This window comes from Bacillus pfraonensis (assembly GCF_050768835.1).
In the GTDB taxonomy this organism is placed as follows: domain Bacteria; phylum Bacillota; class Bacilli; order Bacillales; family Bacillaceae_G; genus Bacillus_A; species Bacillus_A pfraonensis.
Map to the genome: position 1 here is coordinate 1 of NZ_JAHCDO010000047.1, position 19,738 is coordinate 19,738.

Here is a 19,738-nt window from a genome sequence, read left to right on the forward strand (position 1 = left end):
TTACGTCGAATCGTTGCATTTAGAATACGACCTTCTACTTCACGACTTTTGGCAAAGCGAACAAGGCCAAGTTTCGGTAATTTCATTTTGTTACCTACAATCGCAATATTGCCGTTCGTTTGCTTGGTTGTGTAGGATTGAACCTTATTGTTTTTAGATTTGAATTGTGGAATATCATTTTGTTTCTTGAAAAAACGCGAAAAAGCATCTGCGAGGTTTTTTAATGTGGATTGAAGAGCAATACTATCTACTTCTTTTAACCAAAGTGTATCCTGTTGCTTTTTTAATTGAGTAAGCTCGGCAGAGCAAGAAGGATAGGTTAATCCTTTTCCTGTCTCTTTATAGGTGTCATTCCAGAGAGCAAGAAAATGATTATATACAAAGCGACTGCAACCGATAGTTTTAGCAATTAATATTTCTTGTACCTTATTTGGATAGATACGAAATTTATATGCCTTATTTACTAACATGGGTTGCACCTCACTTTTTTCGTAGGATACCTACAGTATACTAAAAAAAGTAGGCTTACGCCTACCGACATTCATCTCCCACCTAAAATTGGTGTTTTCACACCTTCACATTTTTGAGGAAGGAGTCTTCTGTCGGAAAACGATAAAGAAAAAATAATGGATTATAAACAAAAACTACACTGAAATCCAGTTCGGTATGGTAAAATTGCATAAAAAAAGACCACTTTTGTGAGTGGCTTCAAAAAGAAGAAATGGCTGTCATCCCCCTTAAGCGTACCGATATTAAAAAGCCCAATTTCTCAATTTAATGCTGAGAAATTGGGCTTTTTTCATTACTTCAGAAAAGGAATAAGAACACTATAGGTTTTTATACTCCCATCGGTAATTATTTTTTAAAAGATTTTTAGAAATTTAAAGATGAAGTATTGTATGCATGCAAGTATGACTAAAAATGAAAAGTTGTAAATACTGAATTTGATTAAATACTTTTTACTCTCTTTACGGTTGGCCTGAATGAATAGTTTATAGGAGATTACACTGGCTAAAGATGCGATAATTGTTCCAAGCCCTCCGATATTTACTCCTAATAATAAGGGTTTCCAATCAGAAGTAAAGTTTGACAGGAGAATTGAAGCAGGAAAATTGCTAATCAATTGACTCAAAAATATGGAACTAAAAAAGACTGATGTGTCTCCTCTTAAATTAGTGCGGGCAAATGTCTCCATTGCATTTGAGTTAGAAATATTTCCAATAAAAACAAAAAAACAGACAAAGGTTATCAAAAGAGAATAATCAATCTTAAATAATAATTTTCTATTTAAAATAAATACTGTCACCAATGTAATTATTAGCGCAATGTAATAATTAATGACTCCAAAAATAGATGCAATAATAATGACAAGTATCAGGATCCAGACTGTAGCTTTTTTTCGATCCTCTATAGTAATAACAGGAAGTTCTATTTTTAATTCTGTTTTATGAAGTTTTTGAGTAAATATAAACAACAAACTGATGCCAAGCACAGCTAATAACAAGATTGAACCCAAAAATGGGATGAGCTTAATTCCATAGTAAGAATAGATATACAAATTTTGTGGATTCCCCATAGGCATCAAGCTGCTTCCGATATTTGCCGCAATTGTCTGCAGGATGATTGTATCCATCATATTCATTTGTGTCTTTTTACTAATGACAAGTGTTATTGGTACAAAAGTGAGCAAAGCGACATCATTCGTTACAAACATGGAGCAAATGAAGCATAATAAAATCAGAATAACTGATATTGACCTGCTGTTATTGCATTTATTCAATATAGCAACGGCAAGTTTGTCTAATAATTTTAGCTCTTCAAAGGCCTTTATAGCTACCATTAGATTAAATAAGCTAACCAGCACTTCAAAGTTAATATATTCAAGCCTTGGCGAATATATAAAACAGCTTACCACTGCTAGTATCAGAGAAATGGTAAGCACTATATCCTTTTTTAAAAATAGAAATTTCATAAGAAGTCTTTTTTTATTTTGGACGAATATTAATTCTCTCACAATGCACCACCTGTAATCTATGTTTATAGAAGGAAACGGAAGGGCAATCCTCACCCTAAATAAGCATTCTATATATATATCCAACAAAGGCCATAGATTGCAATAAGTTTAATAGCTTTTCTTGTCAAATAGTTGTACCATAATCCGGCTCTTAAATGGAATAATATGACTAACGTTTTCAAAAAACAACAATAATATAAGGTGTTTTTTATTTGTGGCTCCTGCAAAACACTTTATGACATATAGAAACAGGTTCTTAGCGTGACTGAAATAAGGAATTTTTTCTTTTTAGAACCCTTAACGTTGTAAATCCGTGTAATGTTGGCCGGACCCCATTAGGGGGTTAGCTGAGAAAAACTATTGTTTTTTTGTTAACTTATAATATCATATATAAACCAAATATGATGTTTTTTGAAAATTTAGTGAAAAAAGTTATCAAGCCTTGATTTCAATTACTTTACATGACAAAAAGTATGCAGGATTTTATGAGAAAAGTAGGGAGACTTGTTTGTTTTTGGATATGGGTTTTGGTACTCAATATGGATGAGTTTTTAACGCTTTTTTTAAAAATCAACCAAGTACCATAAACGGTCGTTTTTGTTACAGTGATAGCATAAAAAATTCTACTTTATAAAAAGTAATAAAGTTAAAAGCTACAGTTATTCTATTCGACAATTGGGCCATATTGTTGCAGATATAAAAAGAGGTTGATATTACATCAACCTCTTTTTAATGATTTTTAGGATGCAGCGATTACTTCGCAAGGTTCTGTTGCAAAGTTTTTTTACAGATAGAAAGTTAGGATGGTGTATAGCTGAATTCTATATAATTGTGAGTAATTGCTGTAATTCATTGTACGTTGAAAAAACGAAGTTTAGCTGCAAACTTCGTTTTCGTTTATATATAGCATGAATCGTTTCGATTCCTTTCAAAGTGCGCGAAGCATGGCGAAGACTTTGAAATCCTGCAGATTTGGCAAAGCGGCGTTTTACATGTCTATGGTCCTGTTCTATGAGATTATTCAAATGCTTGATTCTACAATGAGTTGTATGTTTATAGAAGCCTTGTTCCTTTAATTTTTTGAGTGTACAAAGTAATGCCGGTGCTTTATCTGTTGTTAGAACCGTTGGTTCTCCAAACGTTTTCACTAATCTTTTCATAAAGGCATATGCAGCCTGATGATCTCGTTTTTTACGAAGTTGAATATCCAATGTGTACCCTTTTTTATCAATTGCACGATACAGGTAACACCATTCTCCTTTGACTTTTATATACGTCTCATCCAATTTCCAAGATAGTTGCACTCTTTTAGTTTTCTTCTTCCAAATTTGATAAATCAGGTGCCCATATTCATGAACCCAGCGCATAATAGTTGTTGGATGAACTGAAACACCACGTTCTTTCAAAATTTCAGAGACATCACGATAACTTAAAGAAAAACGACAATAGTAGCCAACGGCTACCAAAATAATATCTTTTTTGAATTGTTTTCCTTTAAAATATCTCATTTATGATTCCCCTCACTCTGTTTTGCAAAAGTTTAGCTTAGTTTTAAACACTTTGCAACAGAACCTCTTTTTCTATGCGTGAAATTAATAGTTTTACTTTTCAAGATAAACTTGTTGGAATTGGCAGGTAACCATTTTAATCTTTTATTAAGGCTGCTGGTTCGTCTTCGAATGATAAACCAACTGATAATCTTGTATTTCCTTTTGTTTGATTCCATGTATTCTTTGAAAACAGATATTTCTCAAAATATCTTTATTGTCTACTTCCCACCATTGAAACATCATCAGCCCGTACATATACTTTTAGTTTTTTTAGACGGCCATTCCATAATAATGACGATTAATTGTACCGTCATCCTCATATAAGTATTTTTTTGTAAGTTATAAATCTAATTGCCAATAGAAAGCTTAGATTATCTATCTTATACCCGATATCATAAACATGAATAGTTAGGGAAAAGATAAAATAAGGTAATCAATTACATATCTTTATCCCAAGTGATTAATTGCTATCATCTTTTTATTGAATGGGATATTTTATTTCATGCTTTTTTGAAAGGGTGTTTTTAATGGGAAAAAAAGTATCTGCTATTCCTCAACCGAAAACATATGGACCGCTGGGGAATCTCCCGTTAATCAATAAAGATAAACCGACCCTATCGTTTATCAAGCTAGCGGAAGAGTATGGTCCCATTTTTCGACTTCAAACTCTAAGTGATGCCATCATTGTCGTTTCTGGACACGAACTGGTAGCAGAAGTCTGTGACGAAACACGGTTCGATAAAAGTATAGAGGGTGCTTTAGCAAAGGTTCGTGCCTTTGCTGGAGATGGATTATTTACAAGCGAGACTCACGAGCCTAACTGGAAAAAAGCTCATAATATTTTGATGCCTACCTTCAGTCAACGAGCAATGAAAGATTACCACACCATGATGGTTGATATTGCCGTACAACTCGTTCAAAAATGGGCAAGACTTAATCCGAATGAAAATGTGGATGTTCCAGAGGATATGACCCGCCTTACATTAGATACAATTGGTCTATGCGGTTTTAATTATCGATTTAATAGCTTTTATCGTGAGACTCCTCATCCTTTTATTACTAGCATGAGCCGTGCTCTGGATGAGGCGATGCATCAATTACAGCGACTGGATATAGAAGATAAACTTATGTGGAGAACGAAACGTCAATTTCAGTATGATATCCAAACCATGTTTTCTTTAGTAGATAATATTATTGCTGAACGTAAAAGTAATGGAAATCAGGAAGAAAATGATTTACTTTCCCGTATGTTAAATGTGCAGGATCCAGAAACTAGTGAAAAATTGGATGATGAAAATATTCGTTTCCAAATTATCACTTTTTTAATAGCTGGGCACGAGACAACAAGTGGATTGTTATCTTTTGCAATTTACTTTTTATTAAAGAATCCGGATAAGTTGAAAAAAGCCTATGAAGAAGTAGATCGGGTATTGACAGATCCTACTCCAACATACCAACAAGTGATGAAACTTAAGTATATACGGATGATTTTAAATGAATCGCTACGTCTATGGCCTACTGCTCCAGCATTCAGTCTCTATGCAAAAGAAGATACAGTGATTGGTGGGAAATACCCAATTAAGAAAGGAGAAGATCGTATTTCTGTTCTTATTCCACAACTACATAGGGATAAAGACGCATGGGGAGACAATGTAGAAGAATTCCAACCTGAACGATTTGAAGATCCAGATAAAGTTCCTCATCATGCTTATAAGCCATTTGGAAATGGCCAGCGAGCATGTATCGGTATGCAGTTTGCACTTCATGAAGCCACTCTCGTAATGGGAATGCTTCTTCAACATTTTGAATTAATTGATTATCAAGACTATCAGCTGGACGTAAAACAAACATTAACGCTAAAGCCCGGTGATTTTAAGATTCAGATTCTACCCCGAAATCAAACTATCAGCCATCCTACTGTTCTTGCACCTATAGAGGAGAAGCTGAAAAACCATGAAATTGAACAGCACGTTCAGAAGACTCCTTCTATTATTGGAGCCGATAATCTTTCGCTTCTTGTTCTGTATGGATCGGATACAGGGGTAGCAGAAGGAATTGCAAGAGAACTAGCAGATACAGCTAGTTTAGAAGGTGTTCAAACGGAAGTGATGGCTCTTAACGATCGAATTGGAAGTTTGCCAAAAGAAGGAGCAGTTCTTATCGTAACTTCTTCTTATAATGGAAAGCCGCCAAGTAATGCAGAGCAGTTTGTACAGTGGTTGGAGGAATTAAAACCGGATGAGCTAAAAGGTGTTCAATACGCAGTTTTTGGTTGTGGAGATCATAATTGGGCTAGTACCTATCAGCGGATTCCAAGATACATTGATGAGCAGATGGCTCAAAAAGGAGCAACAAGATTTTCTACACGTGGAGAAGCGGATGCAAGTGGTGATTTCGAGGAACAGCTCGAGCAATGGAAACAAAGCATGTGGTCTGATGCGATGAGGGCATTTGGATTGGAACTCAACAAAAATATGGAAAAAGAACGCAGTACTTTGAGTCTGCAATTTGTCAGTCGTCTTGGAGGATCTCCTCTTGCGCGAACATATGAAGCTGTTTATGCATCTGTATTGGAAAATCGTGAACTCCAATCATCCAGCAGTGATAGAAGCACTCGACATATCGAGATATCCTTACCAGAAGGCGCTACGTATCAAGAAGGAGATCACCTTGGGGTGCTGCCAATTAATAGCCAGAAAAATGTCAACCGAATTTTAAAACGCTTTGGATTAAACGGGAAGGATCAAGTCATATTGAGCGCAAGTGGGCGTAGTGTAAATCACATACCTTTAGACAGTCCTGTTAGTTTATTTGACCTTCTTAGTTATAGTGTCGAAGTTCAAGAAGCAGCCACTCGAGCACAAATACGAGAAATGGTGGCATTCACAGCATGCCCTCCTCATAAAAGGGAATTGGAATCATTATTGGAAGAAGGAGTTTATCATGAACAAATATTAAAGAAACGTATTTCAATGTTGGCTCTTCTTGAAAAGTATGAGGCTTGTGAAATCCGATTTGAACGCTTTTTAGAACTTCTTCCTGCGCTCAAACCGCGTTACTATTCAATTTCAAGCTCTCCACTCGTTGCACAGGATCGTCTGAGTATTACGGTCGGTGTTGTTAATGCGCCTGCATGGAGCGGGCAAGGGACATATGAAGGAGTCGCTTCTAATTATTTAGCTCAGCGTCATAATAAAGATGAGATTATCTGTTTCATTCGAACGCCACAATCAAACTTTCAATTACCTGAAAATCCAGAAACACCAATTATCATGGTTGGGCCAGGTACTGGAATTGCACCATTCCGTGGATTCTTACAAGCGCGTCGTGTTCAAAAGCAAAAAGGTATTAACTTAGGACAAGCGCATCTATATTTTGGTTGTCGTCATCCTGAAAAGGATTATCTCTATCGTACAGAACTAGAAAATGATGAAAGAGATGGATTAATCTCTTTACACACAGCTTTTTCTCGATTAGAAGGATATCCCAAAACATATGTACAGCATTTAATAAAACAAGATAGAATCAATTTAATTTCGTTATTAGATAATGGAGCTCATCTTTATATATGTGGTGATGGAAGTAAAATGGCTCCGGATGTAGAAGATACCCTTTGTCAAGCATATCAAGAAATTCATGAAGTCAGTGAACAAGAGGCAAGGAATTGGTTGGATCATTTGCAACATGAAGGGCGATACGGAAAAGATGTTTGGGCTGGAATCTAAATGCTTCTTAATTAGATAAGTAATATTTAACTCATGAACTTCTTTCGACTAAGTGTTACTTTAAACAAAATAAACTGATTTATAAAAACCCCGTATTTTTTATTGAATACGGGGTTTTCCTGTTTTTAAATAAATCGGACTGATATTGTAGAAAAAGAAAAAAACTCATGTGAAACTAAAGTTATTTAATCTTAGATTGATGGGTATGCAAAAGCAAAAATGCACTTTCGTAGACAACTGTAGCCAAATAGATTTTACATTTTTTAAATAAGGAAATTAACAACAACTTAGTATCAATTCAAAGCAATAATAAATCAATTTGTAAAAGAAACACTTAAAAATGCTCAAGATCAAACAGGTCAATAATGTGCTATAATCTCATGTGTTGAGGTATCGATTGGAAAAAGATATCAGGCACATTAAATAAGAAAAGGAGAAGGAAGGATATGCCACTTATTGTTGACAGAGAACAGGTACGGCAAGAAATACTGCATGCACTTCAGCAATGTCTAGAGGAAAAGCCTCTTCTAAAGGTTTCTATGCGAGATATCGCAGCAAAGGCCAAAATCGCTCATTCAAAAATCAACTATTATTTTAATACAAAAGAGAAACTTCTACTGGCTTATATCGAATTTTTTGCTGTTTCATATAAAACGGAGATTGAGCATTGGTACATAAAGTATAAACAAAATAATACCAATCTCAACGAAAGTTCACAAACGATAGTAAAACATTTCATCAAAGATATGGTTTTGATAAGCCATCAACAACAATCGTGGGCTTTCACGCAAATAAGCACTATGGGTCAATACAATACGGAAATAAGGTCTGCAATCAAAAATATTTATAACGATTGGAGAGAGTCCATCAAACATGTTTTGGAAGGGATTTATCGAGGCGAAGGTGACCATATGGTATATAAGGCAGAAGCAGTTTTAATCATTATCGATGGGCTTCTTATTTATTCACTTCACGAAAAGATAGATGAGTCAAGAATAGATGCTGTGCTAGCAAATATTACGCTGTGATTTTTTGAATTTTTCAAAAAATATTGACGAATCTTGATATGAGTAATATGATTTATTTAGTCCAAATGGACTAAATAAATCATATTGGAGGTCGCTTATGTCAAAAATTACTGTAGTTGGTTGTGGTGTTATGGGAAGCGCACTGATTCGAGCGTTTATGAAAGCAGGTCACACTATTACTATTGTCGATAAAAATCCCGCTGCAGCCGAACCACTTGTTGCTGAAGGTGCTACGTTCAAATCATCATTGAATGACGCTCTGAATTGCGATTTCGTTCTGTTAAACTTACCAGATCATAGGATAGCAATGCAGGTTATCGAACAATGCAAATCGAAAGCTATCAACGGGAAAATCATTGTAAACACTACTACCACAACCCCAACCCAAGCCCAAATTTTTCAGCAAATAATTAAAGACAAAGGCGCTATCGTCCTTGAAAGTGTGATTATTTGTTATCCTCACGATATTGGCACACATCGCGCATATCTTGTATATTCTGGCCCCAAGGAGGCTTTTGACCAAATTGAAGATCAACTTTCGGCACTTTCGTCGCCACATTTTGTTGGGACAGACATTCATTTTGCAGAAATCATTGAGATGAGCACGTCAGCTCTGCAATTCGGTCTCTATTGGTTTGCCCTGCTAGGTTCAGCGCTTTGTATACGAAACAAATTACCTATCTCCGAGTATTGCAAACATATCAAGGCAGCACTTCCAGTGGTAGGGCACCAACTTGTTACACACTTGCCTGATAATCTAGAAAACTACACTGGCAAATTCCAAGATGCTAACGTCGCATCCTTGGATGTTCATACGCATGGACTCCAAACGATAATGAAAACATTAGAGGATAATAACATTGATACCAGTGTATGTGAAGTTATGGAAAATCAGATGAAAGCAGCTATTGATGCAGGATATGGAAAATGTGATTTTGAAGCAGCAATTACTCAATTATTGAAATAAAGAATCTTCTTTAATCATCCTTGAGCTTATATACATGATTCAACCTGAGACTGAAAATAATATACTAAATACTGTATAATAATTGATTAATTGCAGTGATACCTACTATCAAAAAGTTAACTGAATAGGTGATGATTTATAATTTAGAGATAGAGATGATTGTGTTATAATCTCGCCAAATTGCTATTAATCTAACGAAATTAAATTACCCTCAAATGAAAAATACGCTATTCTTTCTGTAGAATCATAGGAAAGGATGGCGTTTCTTTATGAATTTTTCGATTCTTGACGAACTTCAACTGATTGCTGAAGAATTACAACGACATATGTCTCCTCATGCTCTAGAACACCTAGCTAAAGAAAAAGGATTCGTTCAGCGAAAAAGTAAATATCAAGCACAGGAGTTAGTTGCTTTATGTGTATGGCTTAGTCAACAGGTCGCTAGTACATCACTCACACAATTATGTAGCTGTCTCGAAGTATCTAGAGGTGTTCTTATCAGCCCTGAAGGGCTTAACCAACGATTCAATGCTTCCGAAGTACAGTTTCTTGAACAAGTTCTATCTAACCTTCTAACTCAAAGGATTTATTTAACACAAGAAATAATTCATCAATATACCACGACTTTTAAGCACATTCGGATTCTAGATTCTACAACATTTCAGCTTCCAGATAAGTTTTCTTCACATTATCAAGGTTCCGGTGGAAGTAGCCATACGGCAGGAGTTAAAATTCAATTGGAGTATGATCTATTGAGCGGAAAGTTCCTCCAAGTTTATGTAGGAGAAGGAAGAGAAAATGATAAAACTTTTGGTTCAAAAAGCCTACAAGCCATGCAACCAAAAGACTTGTGCATAAGAGATTTAGGTTATTTCGACTTACATGATTTACAGAAGATTCATGAAAAGGAAGCCTACTATGTCTCATGTTTGAAATTAAATTCTCGAATCTATCGTAAGAATGATAATCCAAAGAAAACCACCGGCATTAGACCGGTGGTTCTGATTTAGAAAGCAAAGCAAGTACAACCAATACCCCATTTAGTTCCATCTTTTCCTATTACGGTATGAGTGTGTTGATGGAGAGGGTTACTGCAACTATGTAACTTGTGATCATGGGCATCGTGAGAAAGTATATTGTGGGCTAGGTTAGCGCCACCATAACCATAAACTCCCGTCGGTGCCCAATCAGGTGATGCTGGCGGCAATTCAGGTGATAAATTTTTAAATTCATCATTTCCATAAACAACCTGCCCACCCATAATGGTGAGTAATGATTCAAGGTCTTTGATTTCTTCTTCTGGCACAGTAAAGTAGTCAGAAGACAATACAGCAATATCAGCAAACTGACCTACTGCAAGAGTTCCCTTTTTACCTTCATCACCAGAGAACCACGCACTTCCTTTGGAATATAGTTCCAAAGCTACTTTTCTGTCAAGTTTATTCTTTTCATCGTATATCGAAAGACCACCAATGGTTTTTCCGGCAACCATCCAGTAAAGAGCAACCCAAGGGTTATAGCTGGAAACCCTGGTTGCATCACTACCGGCGCCAACAGGTATACCCAGGTCTAGCATACGATAAATCGGAGGAGTACGCTTTGCAGCTTCCTTTCCGTATAAATCAACAAAGTATTCACCTTGGAAAGCCATGCGGTCTTGGATGGCAATACCGCCATTTAAAGCCTTAACACGTTCCATACTACGATCCGAGATTGTTTCTGCATGGTCAAACCACCAGCGTAGACCATTAAAAGGAATTTCTCTGTTGATTTCCTCAAAAACATTTAAGAAACGTGTTATTGACTCGTCATAAGTTGCATGTAAACGGAATGGCCAACGGTTTTCCACCAATAGAGAAATTACTTTCTTTAAGTCAGCTTCCATCACCGTAGCTAGTTCGGGCCGCGGCATTTGAAATTTTTCAAAATCGGCTGCCGAGAATACTAACATTTCTCCGGCACCATTCATTTTATACTTATCATTTCCTTGACCCGGAGAAACAATTTTTGCCCATGAAGCAAAGTCTTCATATTCATGATTTGGATTTTGCGTAAATAGATTATACGCAATACGCAAAGTTAATTGATCCTTCTCGGCTAAATGTTTAACAACTTTGTAATCATCAGGATAATTTTGGAATCCGCCACCTGCATCAATGGCACTTGTGATACCTAATCTATTTAATTCGCGCATAAAATGGCGAGTTGAGTTAATCTGGTCGTCAAAATTAAGTACTGGAGCTCTCCCCAAACTTGAATAAAGAATAGAAGCGTTAGGATTAGCAATTAAAAGACCCGTTGGATTACCTCGTTTATCCCGGTCAATTAAACAGCCCGGAGGGTCTGGGGTATCTTTTGTGTATCCCAGTGCACGCAGCCCTGCACGATTTACAAGTGCTCTATCGTAAAGATGTAGCACAAAGACAGGTGTGTCTTCAGAAACAGCATTAATCTCTTCCAAAGTTGGCATCCTTCGCTCTTTAAATTGAAATTCAGACCAACCTCCAACTACTCTTACCCACTGAGGAGCAGGTGTACGTCTTGCCTGCTCTCTAAGCATTTCCAGAGCAATAGCAAGTGATGGTACACCTTCCCAACGCAATTCCATATTATAATGTAGACCACCACGAATAACGTGTATATGAGAGTCATTCAAACCCGGAATAGCTCTCTTTCTTTTAAGATCTATTTTTTGGGTTTTTTCTGTGGCACTATCAAGAAGCTCATCTCCACCTACTGCCGTGACTAAACCATCAGTTATGGCGATAGCTGATACCTCAGGTTGAGATGGGTCAAGGGTAGTGATTTTTCCGTTATATAAGATCATATCCGGCAAATTCATGTTTACACCTCATTTACTTCCTATTATTCTGTAACCATGGATGAAATATTTTACCGAGAATCGGCATGACTACCCATGATAGCAAGGAAACTATACATATAGAAACAAAAAAAGCTGATATAATAGGATTCATATTTTTTATAATAGGTCCTATTACTTTAGGCACCAACATACTAAGAGGCCATACACCAAGAACAGTAACAATAGACATTTTCCATTTTGGCGGTGGAACTGGCGTTTTCGGAGTAACAAACCAATAAGCCAAACTGTTTTCAGTTTTGTAAGTTGGATTAGTTGCTTGAAATTGTTCTGCCTTTTTTAACAAATCTCGACGAATATCTGATTCTTGCCAAGAACGTAGATGCTCATACGTATCAAAGCGAAAAATAACAGTATACTCTCTGGATCCGTTATTGGGGACTATTAAATTTATGCCTAAATGCCCTGGGAATTTAGTAGCGGCAGCTTCGATTTCATGTCTCCATGTTTCAAACTGTTTTTCTCTACCTTCTTGAATTTCCCATGTAACAATCGTTGTTACTGGACCGCTAACATCCATTGTGTTCCCTGTATGAGTTTCTCCGACAGTCACTCTTTCTTGGTTCATAATTTTCTGCTTGGAAGCGCGCCATGCACCATAGTATATGCGTATTCTACGCCTTGACCATAAGCGCCAGTGTGTTCTTTTACAATTTCCATAACAGCATCATAAGTGTCTTTGCGTGCCCAGTCACGTTGGTATTCAAGTAAAACTTGGATTGCTGTCACTGGAATTGCACCAGCTTGTTCTACACGACGCATAGCAGCGTTATGTGCTGTCAAACTAGTACCACCTGAAGCATCATCAACTGCATAAACCTCATAGCCAGCTTTAATTGCTTCAAGCACAGGGAATGCAAGGCAAACTTCAGTCCAAAGTGCTGCAAATATTAATTTCTTTCTACCTGTTGCTTTAACTGCCTCAACAAATTTTGGATCTTCCCAAGAGTTCATTGAACTACGTTCTATAATTTCATGGTTTGGGAATATGTCAAGAATTTGTGGCCAAAAATAACCAGAAAAGCTGCGTGTTTCAACTGTAGTAAGAATAGTAGGTACGTTAAAAGTTTTTGCTGATTTAGCAAGCAGCATAACGTTATTAATCAATGTTTGTCTGTCAATACTTGCAACTCCAAAAGTCATTTGAGGCTGAAAATCAATCAAAATTAATGCACTGTTCTCCGGATTTAACAATTCTAAATTACTCATAATAAAACGCTCCTTTTTTTAATTGTTTCAAATTGAGTTTTTTAAAAGTAATGTATTTTCTGTTAATTAAAGCTGTAATCGTAAAAATAAAAGCTTTGCTATACTTTTTAATTTAAAAGAAAGCGCTGATTTAATCAGCGCTAAATTTATACTATCCACTTTTTAAAAAGTGATTTAAAGCTATTTCTTTGGAATACATTTATGCATTTTGTTTACTAAGATCTCGCTGAGCTCCCATATAGCTTCCAATTATATTTTGATAGCCTGGAAAATTACTAGCAAGCAAATTGCCAAAACCTTCGACATCGTTGCGCCAATCGCGTTGTAATTCGCAAGCTACGCTAAACCAGTTCATAAGCTGCACACCACTATGTGCCATACGAGTATTGGCAGCATCTGCAACTTGTTTACTAAAAGTTCCTGAAGCATCAGTAACAGCAAATACTTCATACCCAGCTTTTATAGCAGAAAGTGCCGGGAAAGCAACGCAAACATCTGTAACTACGCCCGCGATGATAAGTTGTTTTTTTCCAGTTTCTTCGATTGCTTTTACAAAATCATCATTATCCCATGCGTTAATTTGTCCAGGTCGAGCTATTTTTGGTGCGTGAGGAAAGAGATCAACCAATTCTTGCATTAAAGGTCCGTTAGGTCCATGTTCAAAGTTTGTTGTTAAAATAACTGGTAAATCAAAAAACTTAGCAGTTTGAGCGAGAGCTAAAACATTGTTCTTGAATTCATCAACACCATAGTCACGTACTAGTCCGGACATAAGACCAGTTTGATGATCCACTAAAAGAACAACAGAATCATCTTTGTTAATACGAGAATAGAGATCAGACGTTATGTATTCCTCCTAAAAAGTTAAGTAATCGAAGAAAGTTTAAAAAATGGAATAGTATCATAAATTTCTTCGTTTGTTACGATTAGTTTATAAATAAATTGATCGTTAATATAAATTTATCCATAAACTTAGGATTAGAACAAGGTTTTTATTCTCTATTGCTGTAAGATGACAAGACTCATCATGTAGAATGTGTCTAAATTCTAATAAAAAAGAGCTTGTGTCAAAACACAAACTCTTTTTAAAAAGAAATAACGAAATTGAGATATCTATATATTAACAATTTGTTCCTTACAATTCCATACTTCTCATGTTGAGAAATAATAAATTAGTAATTTAATAAAACTTAAATGAATTATTGACGCAATATTTTGACTATAATATAATTAATCTCGAATTCGGGATAACTTACGAAAGATTAGTAACAATGAGAATTTATCTTTAAAGTTGTTTACATCCAATTTCCATCCGATTGAATTGAGAACAAGCTCTTTGCATGTATACAGCAGGAAATGCATGATTCTCTACAGAAAAAGAAATATAAGGTCAAATCAAAAAAAGAAAATATGCAGATTTATCCATACTTTCTGCTAATTACTTCCGAGTCTCGGATTAATAAATCAAGCGTATCGACTCTGCATTTACAGTATTCGGTAGAAAGATTGTCTATATTGGAGGGAGAAGAATGGCAAAAATTACTGTAGGAACCGAAAATCAAGCACCAATTGAGATATATTATGAGGATCATGGTATAGGAAAACCAGTTGTACTAATTCATGGTTGGCCGTTAAGTGGTCGATCTTGGGAATACCAAGTTCCCGCTCTTGTTGAGGCTGGATACAGAGTTATAACATATGATCGTCGAGGCTTTGGAAAGTCATCTCAGCCGTGGGAAGGATATGAATATGATACCTTTACTTCTGATTTACATCAACTATTAGAACATTTAGATCTTCAAAATGTCACGCTTATAGGTTTTTCTATGGGCGGAGGTGAGGTAGCTCGATACATTAGTACGTATGGAACAGATCGTATTGAAAAGGCTGTTTTTGCTGGAGCAGTTCCTCCGTATCTATACAAATCAGAGGATCATCCTGATGGGGTATTTGATGATGCAGCAATTGAAGAATTCAAAAGTGGTGTGATAAATGACCGCCTTGCATTTCTTGATGAATTTACAAAGGGATTTTTCGCGGCTGGTAATCGAACAGATTTAGTTAGTGAGCCATTTCGTTTATATAATTGGGATATTGCAGCCAGTGCATCACCTAAAGGAACGCTTGATTGTATTACCGCCTTTAGTAAGACAGATTTTAGAAAAGACTTGGAGAAGTTTAATATACCTACTCTTATTATTCACGGTGACTCTGATGCAACTGTACCTTTTGAATTAAGTGGAAAACGTACATATGATTCCATTCCTGGTAGTAAACTCGCTTTAATACAGGGTGGTCCTCATGGATTAAACGCAACTCATGCAAAAGAATTTAATGAAGCATTATTAACATTTTTAAAAGACTAATCTTTAAGGAACTACCAGAGGCGGTTCAACAGCAATATCAAAAATAATGGTTCTGGTGCGAAAATAGCTTACTAGGAATATAGAACAGCAATCCCCCGTTAACTTGGTTCTGGTGCAAAAAATTCAAGGCTCTTGCAAGTAATCTCCTAAACTTGGACATACTGATAGTATGAATCTAAAAAAGGTGTGATCAGTATGGAAAAGGAAAATTTGTTTAAATGGAAACATTATCAGCCTGAACTAATCTTATTAACGGTAAGGTGGTACCTACGGTACAATTTGAGCTTCCGTAACCTGGTAGAAATGATGGAGGAAAGAGGATTATCAATGGCTCACACCACCATTATGCGTTGGGTTCATCAATATGGACCTCAATTAGAAGAGAAAGTACGACATCATCTTAAATTAACAAATGATTCGTGGAGAGTCGATGAAACTTATATTAAAGTAAAAGGTCAATGGATGTACTTATATCGTGCAGTTGATTCAGAGGGGAATACAATTGATTTTTATCTAAGTAAATCAAGAGATAAGCAAGCAGCCAAGCGCTTTTTCAAGAAAGCCTTGGCTTTTTCGTATGTTTCTAAACCTCGCGTGATAACTGTAGATAAGAACCTTGCCTATCCTGTAGCGATTCAAGAGTTGAAAGAAGAGAAACATATGCCTGAAGGCATACAACTAAGTCAAGTTAAATATCTCAATAATATAGTGGAACAAGACCACCGATTTATTAAAAAACGAGTTCGTTCTATGTTAGGATTAAAGTCATTTAAAACAGCAATCTCTATATTGAGTGGTGTTGAAGCCATGCATATGATGAAAAAAGGACAACTTCACTTACAGGTGAAGTCTGCCCAAAATGAAGTTAGATTCATACATAAATTATTTGGAATTGCATCATAATCTACCATGGAACAGTCTATGCAGGTTTCTATGCCTCTATCAAATGATTTTTGCACCAGAACCGACGATAGTGAATTAACAATTTCAGGGTTCAGTTCAACTTTATTCAAAATAAGATTTTTTTGCATTAAAATCAATGTTAGTGGAACTTTTTTAGTTAAACTTTTTTTCTAAATTAACATAAATACTTGCAATATTTAAATTAGTACTATATAGTTCTAGTTATGACAAAGGTAAAATTAATGAATCAAAAACGTGTGATTGAAGTAGCTGCAACATTATTTTTAGAAAAAGGGTTTGCTTATACAAGTATGGATGAATTAGTACGTGTAAGCAAAGTTTCAAAGTCTAATGTGTATTATCACTTTTCTAATAAGGAAGTATTATTAGAAGGGGTCGTTGATTATTGGATTGAAATGTATCAATCTGCAATTGATGACGTACTTTCTCAGAACCAATTTTTAGTTGAAGATCGTATCCAACTGTTTTTAAAGCAATTATCACAAGGAGTTCAGTCGAGAGAGTATAAGGGGAGCTGTCCATTTATTACTCTTTATATTCAAAGTCCTAAACAGGCCACGCAAATAAAAGAAAAAATAGGCCTTTTTTTTACAGAATTACAAAAGAAAGTTTCTCTATTACTTAAACAAGGGGTAGAGAATGGAGAATTCAGAAATACGATTAATATTGATGAGGTTGCATCACTTTTTATTACAAATCTTGAAGGAGCGTTATTTATTTCAGAAACATTGAAGGATGCAACTGTAATCACGAAAACAGCAGATCATTTTTTAAAATTGCTTCGATAAAAGAAGCTTTTTTTTACATCAAATTAGTACTAAATAGTACTAAAAAGGAGATTTTATATGAGAACAGTATTTTTAATTGGTGGAACAGGCTTTATTGGAAAGCAATTAGTGAAAGAATTAGCCAAAGAGGATGTTAAAATTCTTCTTTTAGTGAGGTCGAAAAGTAAAGCAACACGCCTTTTTCAAGAAAGAGGCATCTTAAAAAAGGCAGTTATGCACTTTATTGAAGGTGATTTGACGAAAATAGATTTAGGTCTAAGTGCTGAAGATAAGGAGAGGGTATTGAAAACGGATGTGATTATTCACGCAGGAGGCCCCATGGATATTCAAGTGACAAGTAAAGAGGCAGCTTCCGTATTTTTAAATGGCGCCAAACATATTAGTGAATTAGCTAAAAGTATTCATCAATTGAAGGGCTTGCAACAATTTATTCATGTTGTAGGTTATATGAGTCCCTTTGATGATAAAAATAGCAAGATTGCAATTGATGTGTTTAAAGAAGGAAACAATTATTTGAAAATAAAAAATCCATATGAGAGAACAAAATTTTTAGCAGATCTTTATATCCGTCACCAGGCATCAGCAGTAGGTTATCCGCTTTCTGTAATTAATCCCCCAACTGTAGTCGGTAGTAGTAAAACAGGGAGTACAGAGCAGATAGCAGGATTAGGTTTGCTTGTGATGAGTATACGAAGAGGGCTCATGCCAGTGATTCCTGGAGGTAAGGGATATAGGTTACCACTTATTTCAAACGATGAGCTTGCGAAGTTTATTGTGCAGGTTTTCAGATTGGAGCAACCGACTATTCAAACATATACACTTGTTGAAGACAAACAGCACGATCAGAACATTGCTGAATTATTAAGTATTATGTCGGAAAGTATGAATATGAGGGCACCAAAAATCTCTGTCCCAATGCCACTTATGACAGCAATTATGAATAGTGGAGTAAGTAAAATAACAAAAATTCCTTCTGATGGACTGAATTTTATTACAAAACGAAAATTTTCAAATGTTTCAGCGAAAAAAATTATGGGAGGAGATTGGTTTAAGAAGACGAGTGTAATGAAATTTTTCCCTGCCGTAGTAGCTGATCTGGATTATCGAATGATGTATCAAAATGGCCAGCATAATCATTTATTTAAACGAACATTATGCGATAACACTACCCTTTACCAATTACAAGGAGAGGGTAAACCGTTTATTTTATTACATGGTTTATTGAGTGATGGAGAGGATTTATTTCCTTTAGCACAAGAGCTTCATGAAAAAACTGGTCAACCTGTATGGATCTTGGATCTTCCAGGTTTGGGACGTTCTCCTTTTAAACAAGAGAAAAATCTTCTAGATATCTATTTGAATGTAGTGAAAAAGTTATTGGAGAAAGCTACTAATGGTGCACATCTAATTGGCCATTCATTCGGTGCGTTTATTCTTCTGGAAGCATTGGTACAAGAGTACATAGATAAGAAGTATTCAATCACTTTACTTCAGCCACCAGTTGTTAAAAAAAATGCTAAATCGCTAAATGTTCCTCAATTTATGAACAAATGGATATTAAAACTGGCAACTACTAATTTGATAGGGCGATATTTATTAAGTAATGGTTTGTTTGAAAGTATGGAGAGTATCCCTGAACATTATATTGAAAAAATAAGTAACAGTTTTACTTCTCCTAGAATTTTAAATACTACGGTTCAGCTTAACAGTTTACTACTGAAAAACGATCAAGGTGATTTCAATGAAGTAACAAAGTATAATCTTCACATTATTTGGGGGGATTATGACAGAGGCTATTCTGCTCCATCACATCTTGGTAAGGTTGATTTTGTTCCATATGGCCATCATTTTCCTCTTAGCCATCCGAGTGAAACGGCAACATTAGTAATAAAAAATAGTAATACTAGCAGATGAGAGTGTGGGATAAATAAAAAGTGTGTAGTAAGATCGTTGTGTCTTTGAATTGAACTACTCACCACTTAACGTCCTTACGGACTGTTTGAAGTGGGAGATTCCTAAGTACGGAGTTCTATCGAACTCTAATGGATTAGGCTATCCCCGTAGTTCCTACGGTTAAGAGACGAATTGCCTCGTTTTTCAGGTTGATCGCTGCATTCCTATCTCTATCGTGATGTGTGCCACAAGAAGGGCAATCCCACTCACGAATTATTAGATTTTTAACATCTTTGTTTTTGTATCCACAATTTGAACATAACTGACTGGAAGCAAATGTTTTAGATACCACAACAACTTGTTTGCCATACCATTTTGCTTTATATTCCAACA

At 35.7% G+C, this 19,738-nt stretch carries 15 protein-coding genes and 2 pseudogenes; 8 read left to right on the forward strand and 9 right to left on the reverse strand.

All coding sequences use genetic code 11. The annotated features are described in order from the left end of the window. From KFD70_RS26550 to KFD70_RS26565, 4 genes and pseudogenes are all read right to left on the reverse strand, one after another. On the reverse strand, positions 1–470 hold a 470-nt coding region (locus KFD70_RS26550), incomplete at its 3' end, for an RNA-guided endonuclease TnpB family protein (RefSeq protein WP_431613479.1). A 392-nt stretch (positions 471–862) separates the two neighbouring features. Beyond that, positions 863–2,014 (reverse strand): anion transporter, encoded by a 1,152-nt coding sequence (locus KFD70_RS26555; RefSeq protein ID WP_336454344.1) that lies wholly within the window; start codon positions 2,012–2,014, stop codon positions 863–865. Positions 2,015–2,835: 821 nt separating this feature from the next. Further along, entirely contained in the window at positions 2,836–3,522 is a 687-nt protein-coding gene (locus tag KFD70_RS26560) for an IS6 family transposase (protein ID WP_336454343.1), read from the reverse strand. Between the two features lie 110 nt (positions 3,523–3,632). Then, positions 3,633–3,897: pseudogene (locus KFD70_RS26565) on the reverse strand (hypothetical protein); the annotation flags it as partial. A 194-nt stretch (positions 3,898–4,091) separates the two neighbouring features. Here KFD70_RS26565 and cypD point away from each other — a divergent pair. From cypD to KFD70_RS26585, 4 genes and pseudogenes are all read left to right on the forward strand, one after another. Further along, positions 4,092–7,289 (forward strand): bifunctional P-450/NADPH--P450 reductase, encoded by a 3,198-nt coding sequence (gene cypD, locus KFD70_RS26570; RefSeq protein WP_336454342.1) that lies wholly within the window; start codon positions 4,092–4,094, stop codon positions 7,287–7,289. A 446-nt stretch (positions 7,290–7,735) separates the two neighbouring features. Continuing rightward, positions 7,736–8,317 (forward strand): TetR/AcrR family transcriptional regulator, encoded by a 582-nt coding sequence (locus KFD70_RS26575; protein WP_336454341.1) that lies wholly within the window; start codon positions 7,736–7,738, stop codon positions 8,315–8,317. 97 nt (positions 8,318–8,414) lie between these two features. Then, a complete protein-coding gene (locus tag KFD70_RS26580) occupies positions 8,415–9,284 on the forward strand; it encodes an NAD(P)-binding domain-containing protein (RefSeq protein ID WP_336454340.1) in 870 nt (289 codons plus the stop codon). Positions 9,285–9,553: 269 nt separating this feature from the next. Next, positions 9,554–10,258 (forward strand): annotated as a pseudogene (locus KFD70_RS26585) (IS4 family transposase); the annotation flags it as partial. A gap of 32 nt (positions 10,259–10,290) precedes the next feature. On the opposite strand, the gene KFD70_RS26590 reads toward KFD70_RS26585, so the two are convergent. The 4 genes from KFD70_RS26590 to ycaC form a co-directional block, all read right to left on the reverse strand. Further along, entirely contained in the window at positions 10,291–12,126 is a 1,836-nt protein-coding gene (locus tag KFD70_RS26590) for an amidohydrolase (RefSeq protein ID WP_336454339.1), read from the reverse strand. Between the two features lie 13 nt (positions 12,127–12,139). Continuing rightward, entirely contained in the window at positions 12,140–12,733 is a 594-nt protein-coding gene (locus KFD70_RS26595) for an antibiotic biosynthesis monooxygenase (RefSeq protein ID WP_336454338.1), read from the reverse strand. Next, positions 12,730–13,374: a hydrolase gene (locus KFD70_RS26600; RefSeq protein WP_018767758.1), complete on the reverse strand. Its 645-nt coding sequence runs from the start codon at positions 13,372–13,374 to the stop codon at positions 12,730–12,732. The genes KFD70_RS26595 and KFD70_RS26600 overlap by 4 nt, the downstream gene beginning before the upstream one ends. 199 nt (positions 13,375–13,573) lie before the next feature. Then, a complete protein-coding gene (ycaC, locus tag KFD70_RS26605; protein WP_336454345.1) occupies positions 13,574–14,221 on the reverse strand; it encodes an isochorismate family cysteine hydrolase YcaC in 648 nt (215 codons plus the stop codon). Positions 14,222–14,903: 682 nt separating this feature from the next. Here ycaC and KFD70_RS26610 point away from each other — a divergent pair. The 4 genes from KFD70_RS26610 to KFD70_RS26625 all read left to right on the forward strand — a co-directional run bounded on the left by KFD70_RS26610 (position 14,904) and on the right by KFD70_RS26625 (position 19,366). After that, the gene (locus tag KFD70_RS26610) at positions 14,904–15,740 is read left to right on the forward strand and encodes an alpha/beta fold hydrolase (protein WP_090920600.1); all 837 of its coding nucleotides are present in this window, start codon (positions 14,904–14,906) and stop codon (positions 15,738–15,740) included. A gap of 195 nt (positions 15,741–15,935) precedes the next feature. Beyond that, positions 15,936–16,643 (forward strand): IS6 family transposase, encoded by a 708-nt coding sequence (locus KFD70_RS26615; protein WP_336454337.1) that lies wholly within the window; start codon positions 15,936–15,938, stop codon positions 16,641–16,643. Between the two features lie 242 nt (positions 16,644–16,885). After that, the gene (locus tag KFD70_RS26620; RefSeq protein ID WP_141525305.1) at positions 16,886–17,452 is read left to right on the forward strand and encodes a TetR/AcrR family transcriptional regulator; all 567 of its coding nucleotides are present in this window, start codon (positions 16,886–16,888) and stop codon (positions 17,450–17,452) included. A gap of 57 nt (positions 17,453–17,509) precedes the next feature. Continuing rightward, positions 17,510–19,366 (forward strand): alpha/beta fold hydrolase, encoded by a 1,857-nt coding sequence (locus KFD70_RS26625; RefSeq protein ID WP_336454336.1) that lies wholly within the window; start codon positions 17,510–17,512, stop codon positions 19,364–19,366. A 133-nt stretch (positions 19,367–19,499) separates the two neighbouring features. On the opposite strand, the gene KFD70_RS26630 is transcribed toward KFD70_RS26625, so the two are convergent. Then, a partial coding sequence (locus KFD70_RS26630) for a zinc ribbon domain-containing protein (RefSeq protein WP_431613480.1) occupies positions 19,500–19,738 on the reverse strand: 239 nt, incomplete at its 5' end.

What these genes read in the sequence shown, in the direction of transcription:
- KFD70_RS26575 (WP_336454341.1), top strand. Translation starts at nt 7,736, where the DNA reads ATGCCACTTATTGTTGACAGAGAACAGGTACGGCAAGAAATACTGCAT.
- cypD (WP_336454342.1), top strand. Translation starts at nt 4,092, where the DNA reads ATGGGAAAAAAAGTATCTGCTATTCCTCAACCGAAAACATATGGACCG.
- KFD70_RS26610 (WP_090920600.1), top strand. Translation starts at nt 14,904, where the DNA reads ATGGCAAAAATTACTGTAGGAACCGAAAATCAAGCACCAATTGAGATA.
- KFD70_RS26595 (WP_336454338.1), bottom strand. Translation starts at nt 12,733, where the DNA reads ATGAACCAAGAAAGAGTGACTGTCGGAGAAACTCATACAGGGAACACA.
- KFD70_RS26615 (WP_336454337.1), top strand. Translation starts at nt 15,936, where the DNA reads ATGGAAAAGGAAAATTTGTTTAAATGGAAACATTATCAGCCTGAACTA.
- KFD70_RS26580 (WP_336454340.1), top strand. Translation starts at nt 8,415, where the DNA reads ATGTCAAAAATTACTGTAGTTGGTTGTGGTGTTATGGGAAGCGCACTG.
- KFD70_RS26620 (WP_141525305.1), top strand. Translation starts at nt 16,886, where the DNA reads ATGAATCAAAAACGTGTGATTGAAGTAGCTGCAACATTATTTTTAGAA.
- KFD70_RS26600 (WP_018767758.1), bottom strand. Translation starts at nt 13,374, where the DNA reads ATGAGTAATTTAGAATTGTTAAATCCGGAGAACAGTGCATTAATTTTG.
- KFD70_RS26560 (WP_336454343.1), bottom strand. Translation starts at nt 3,522, where the DNA reads ATGAGATATTTTAAAGGAAAACAATTCAAAAAAGATATTATTTTGGTA.
- KFD70_RS26590 (WP_336454339.1), bottom strand. Translation starts at nt 12,126, where the DNA reads ATGAATTTGCCGGATATGATCTTATATAACGGAAAAATCACTACCCTT.
- KFD70_RS26625 (WP_336454336.1), top strand. Translation starts at nt 17,510, where the DNA reads ATGAGAACAGTATTTTTAATTGGTGGAACAGGCTTTATTGGAAAGCAA.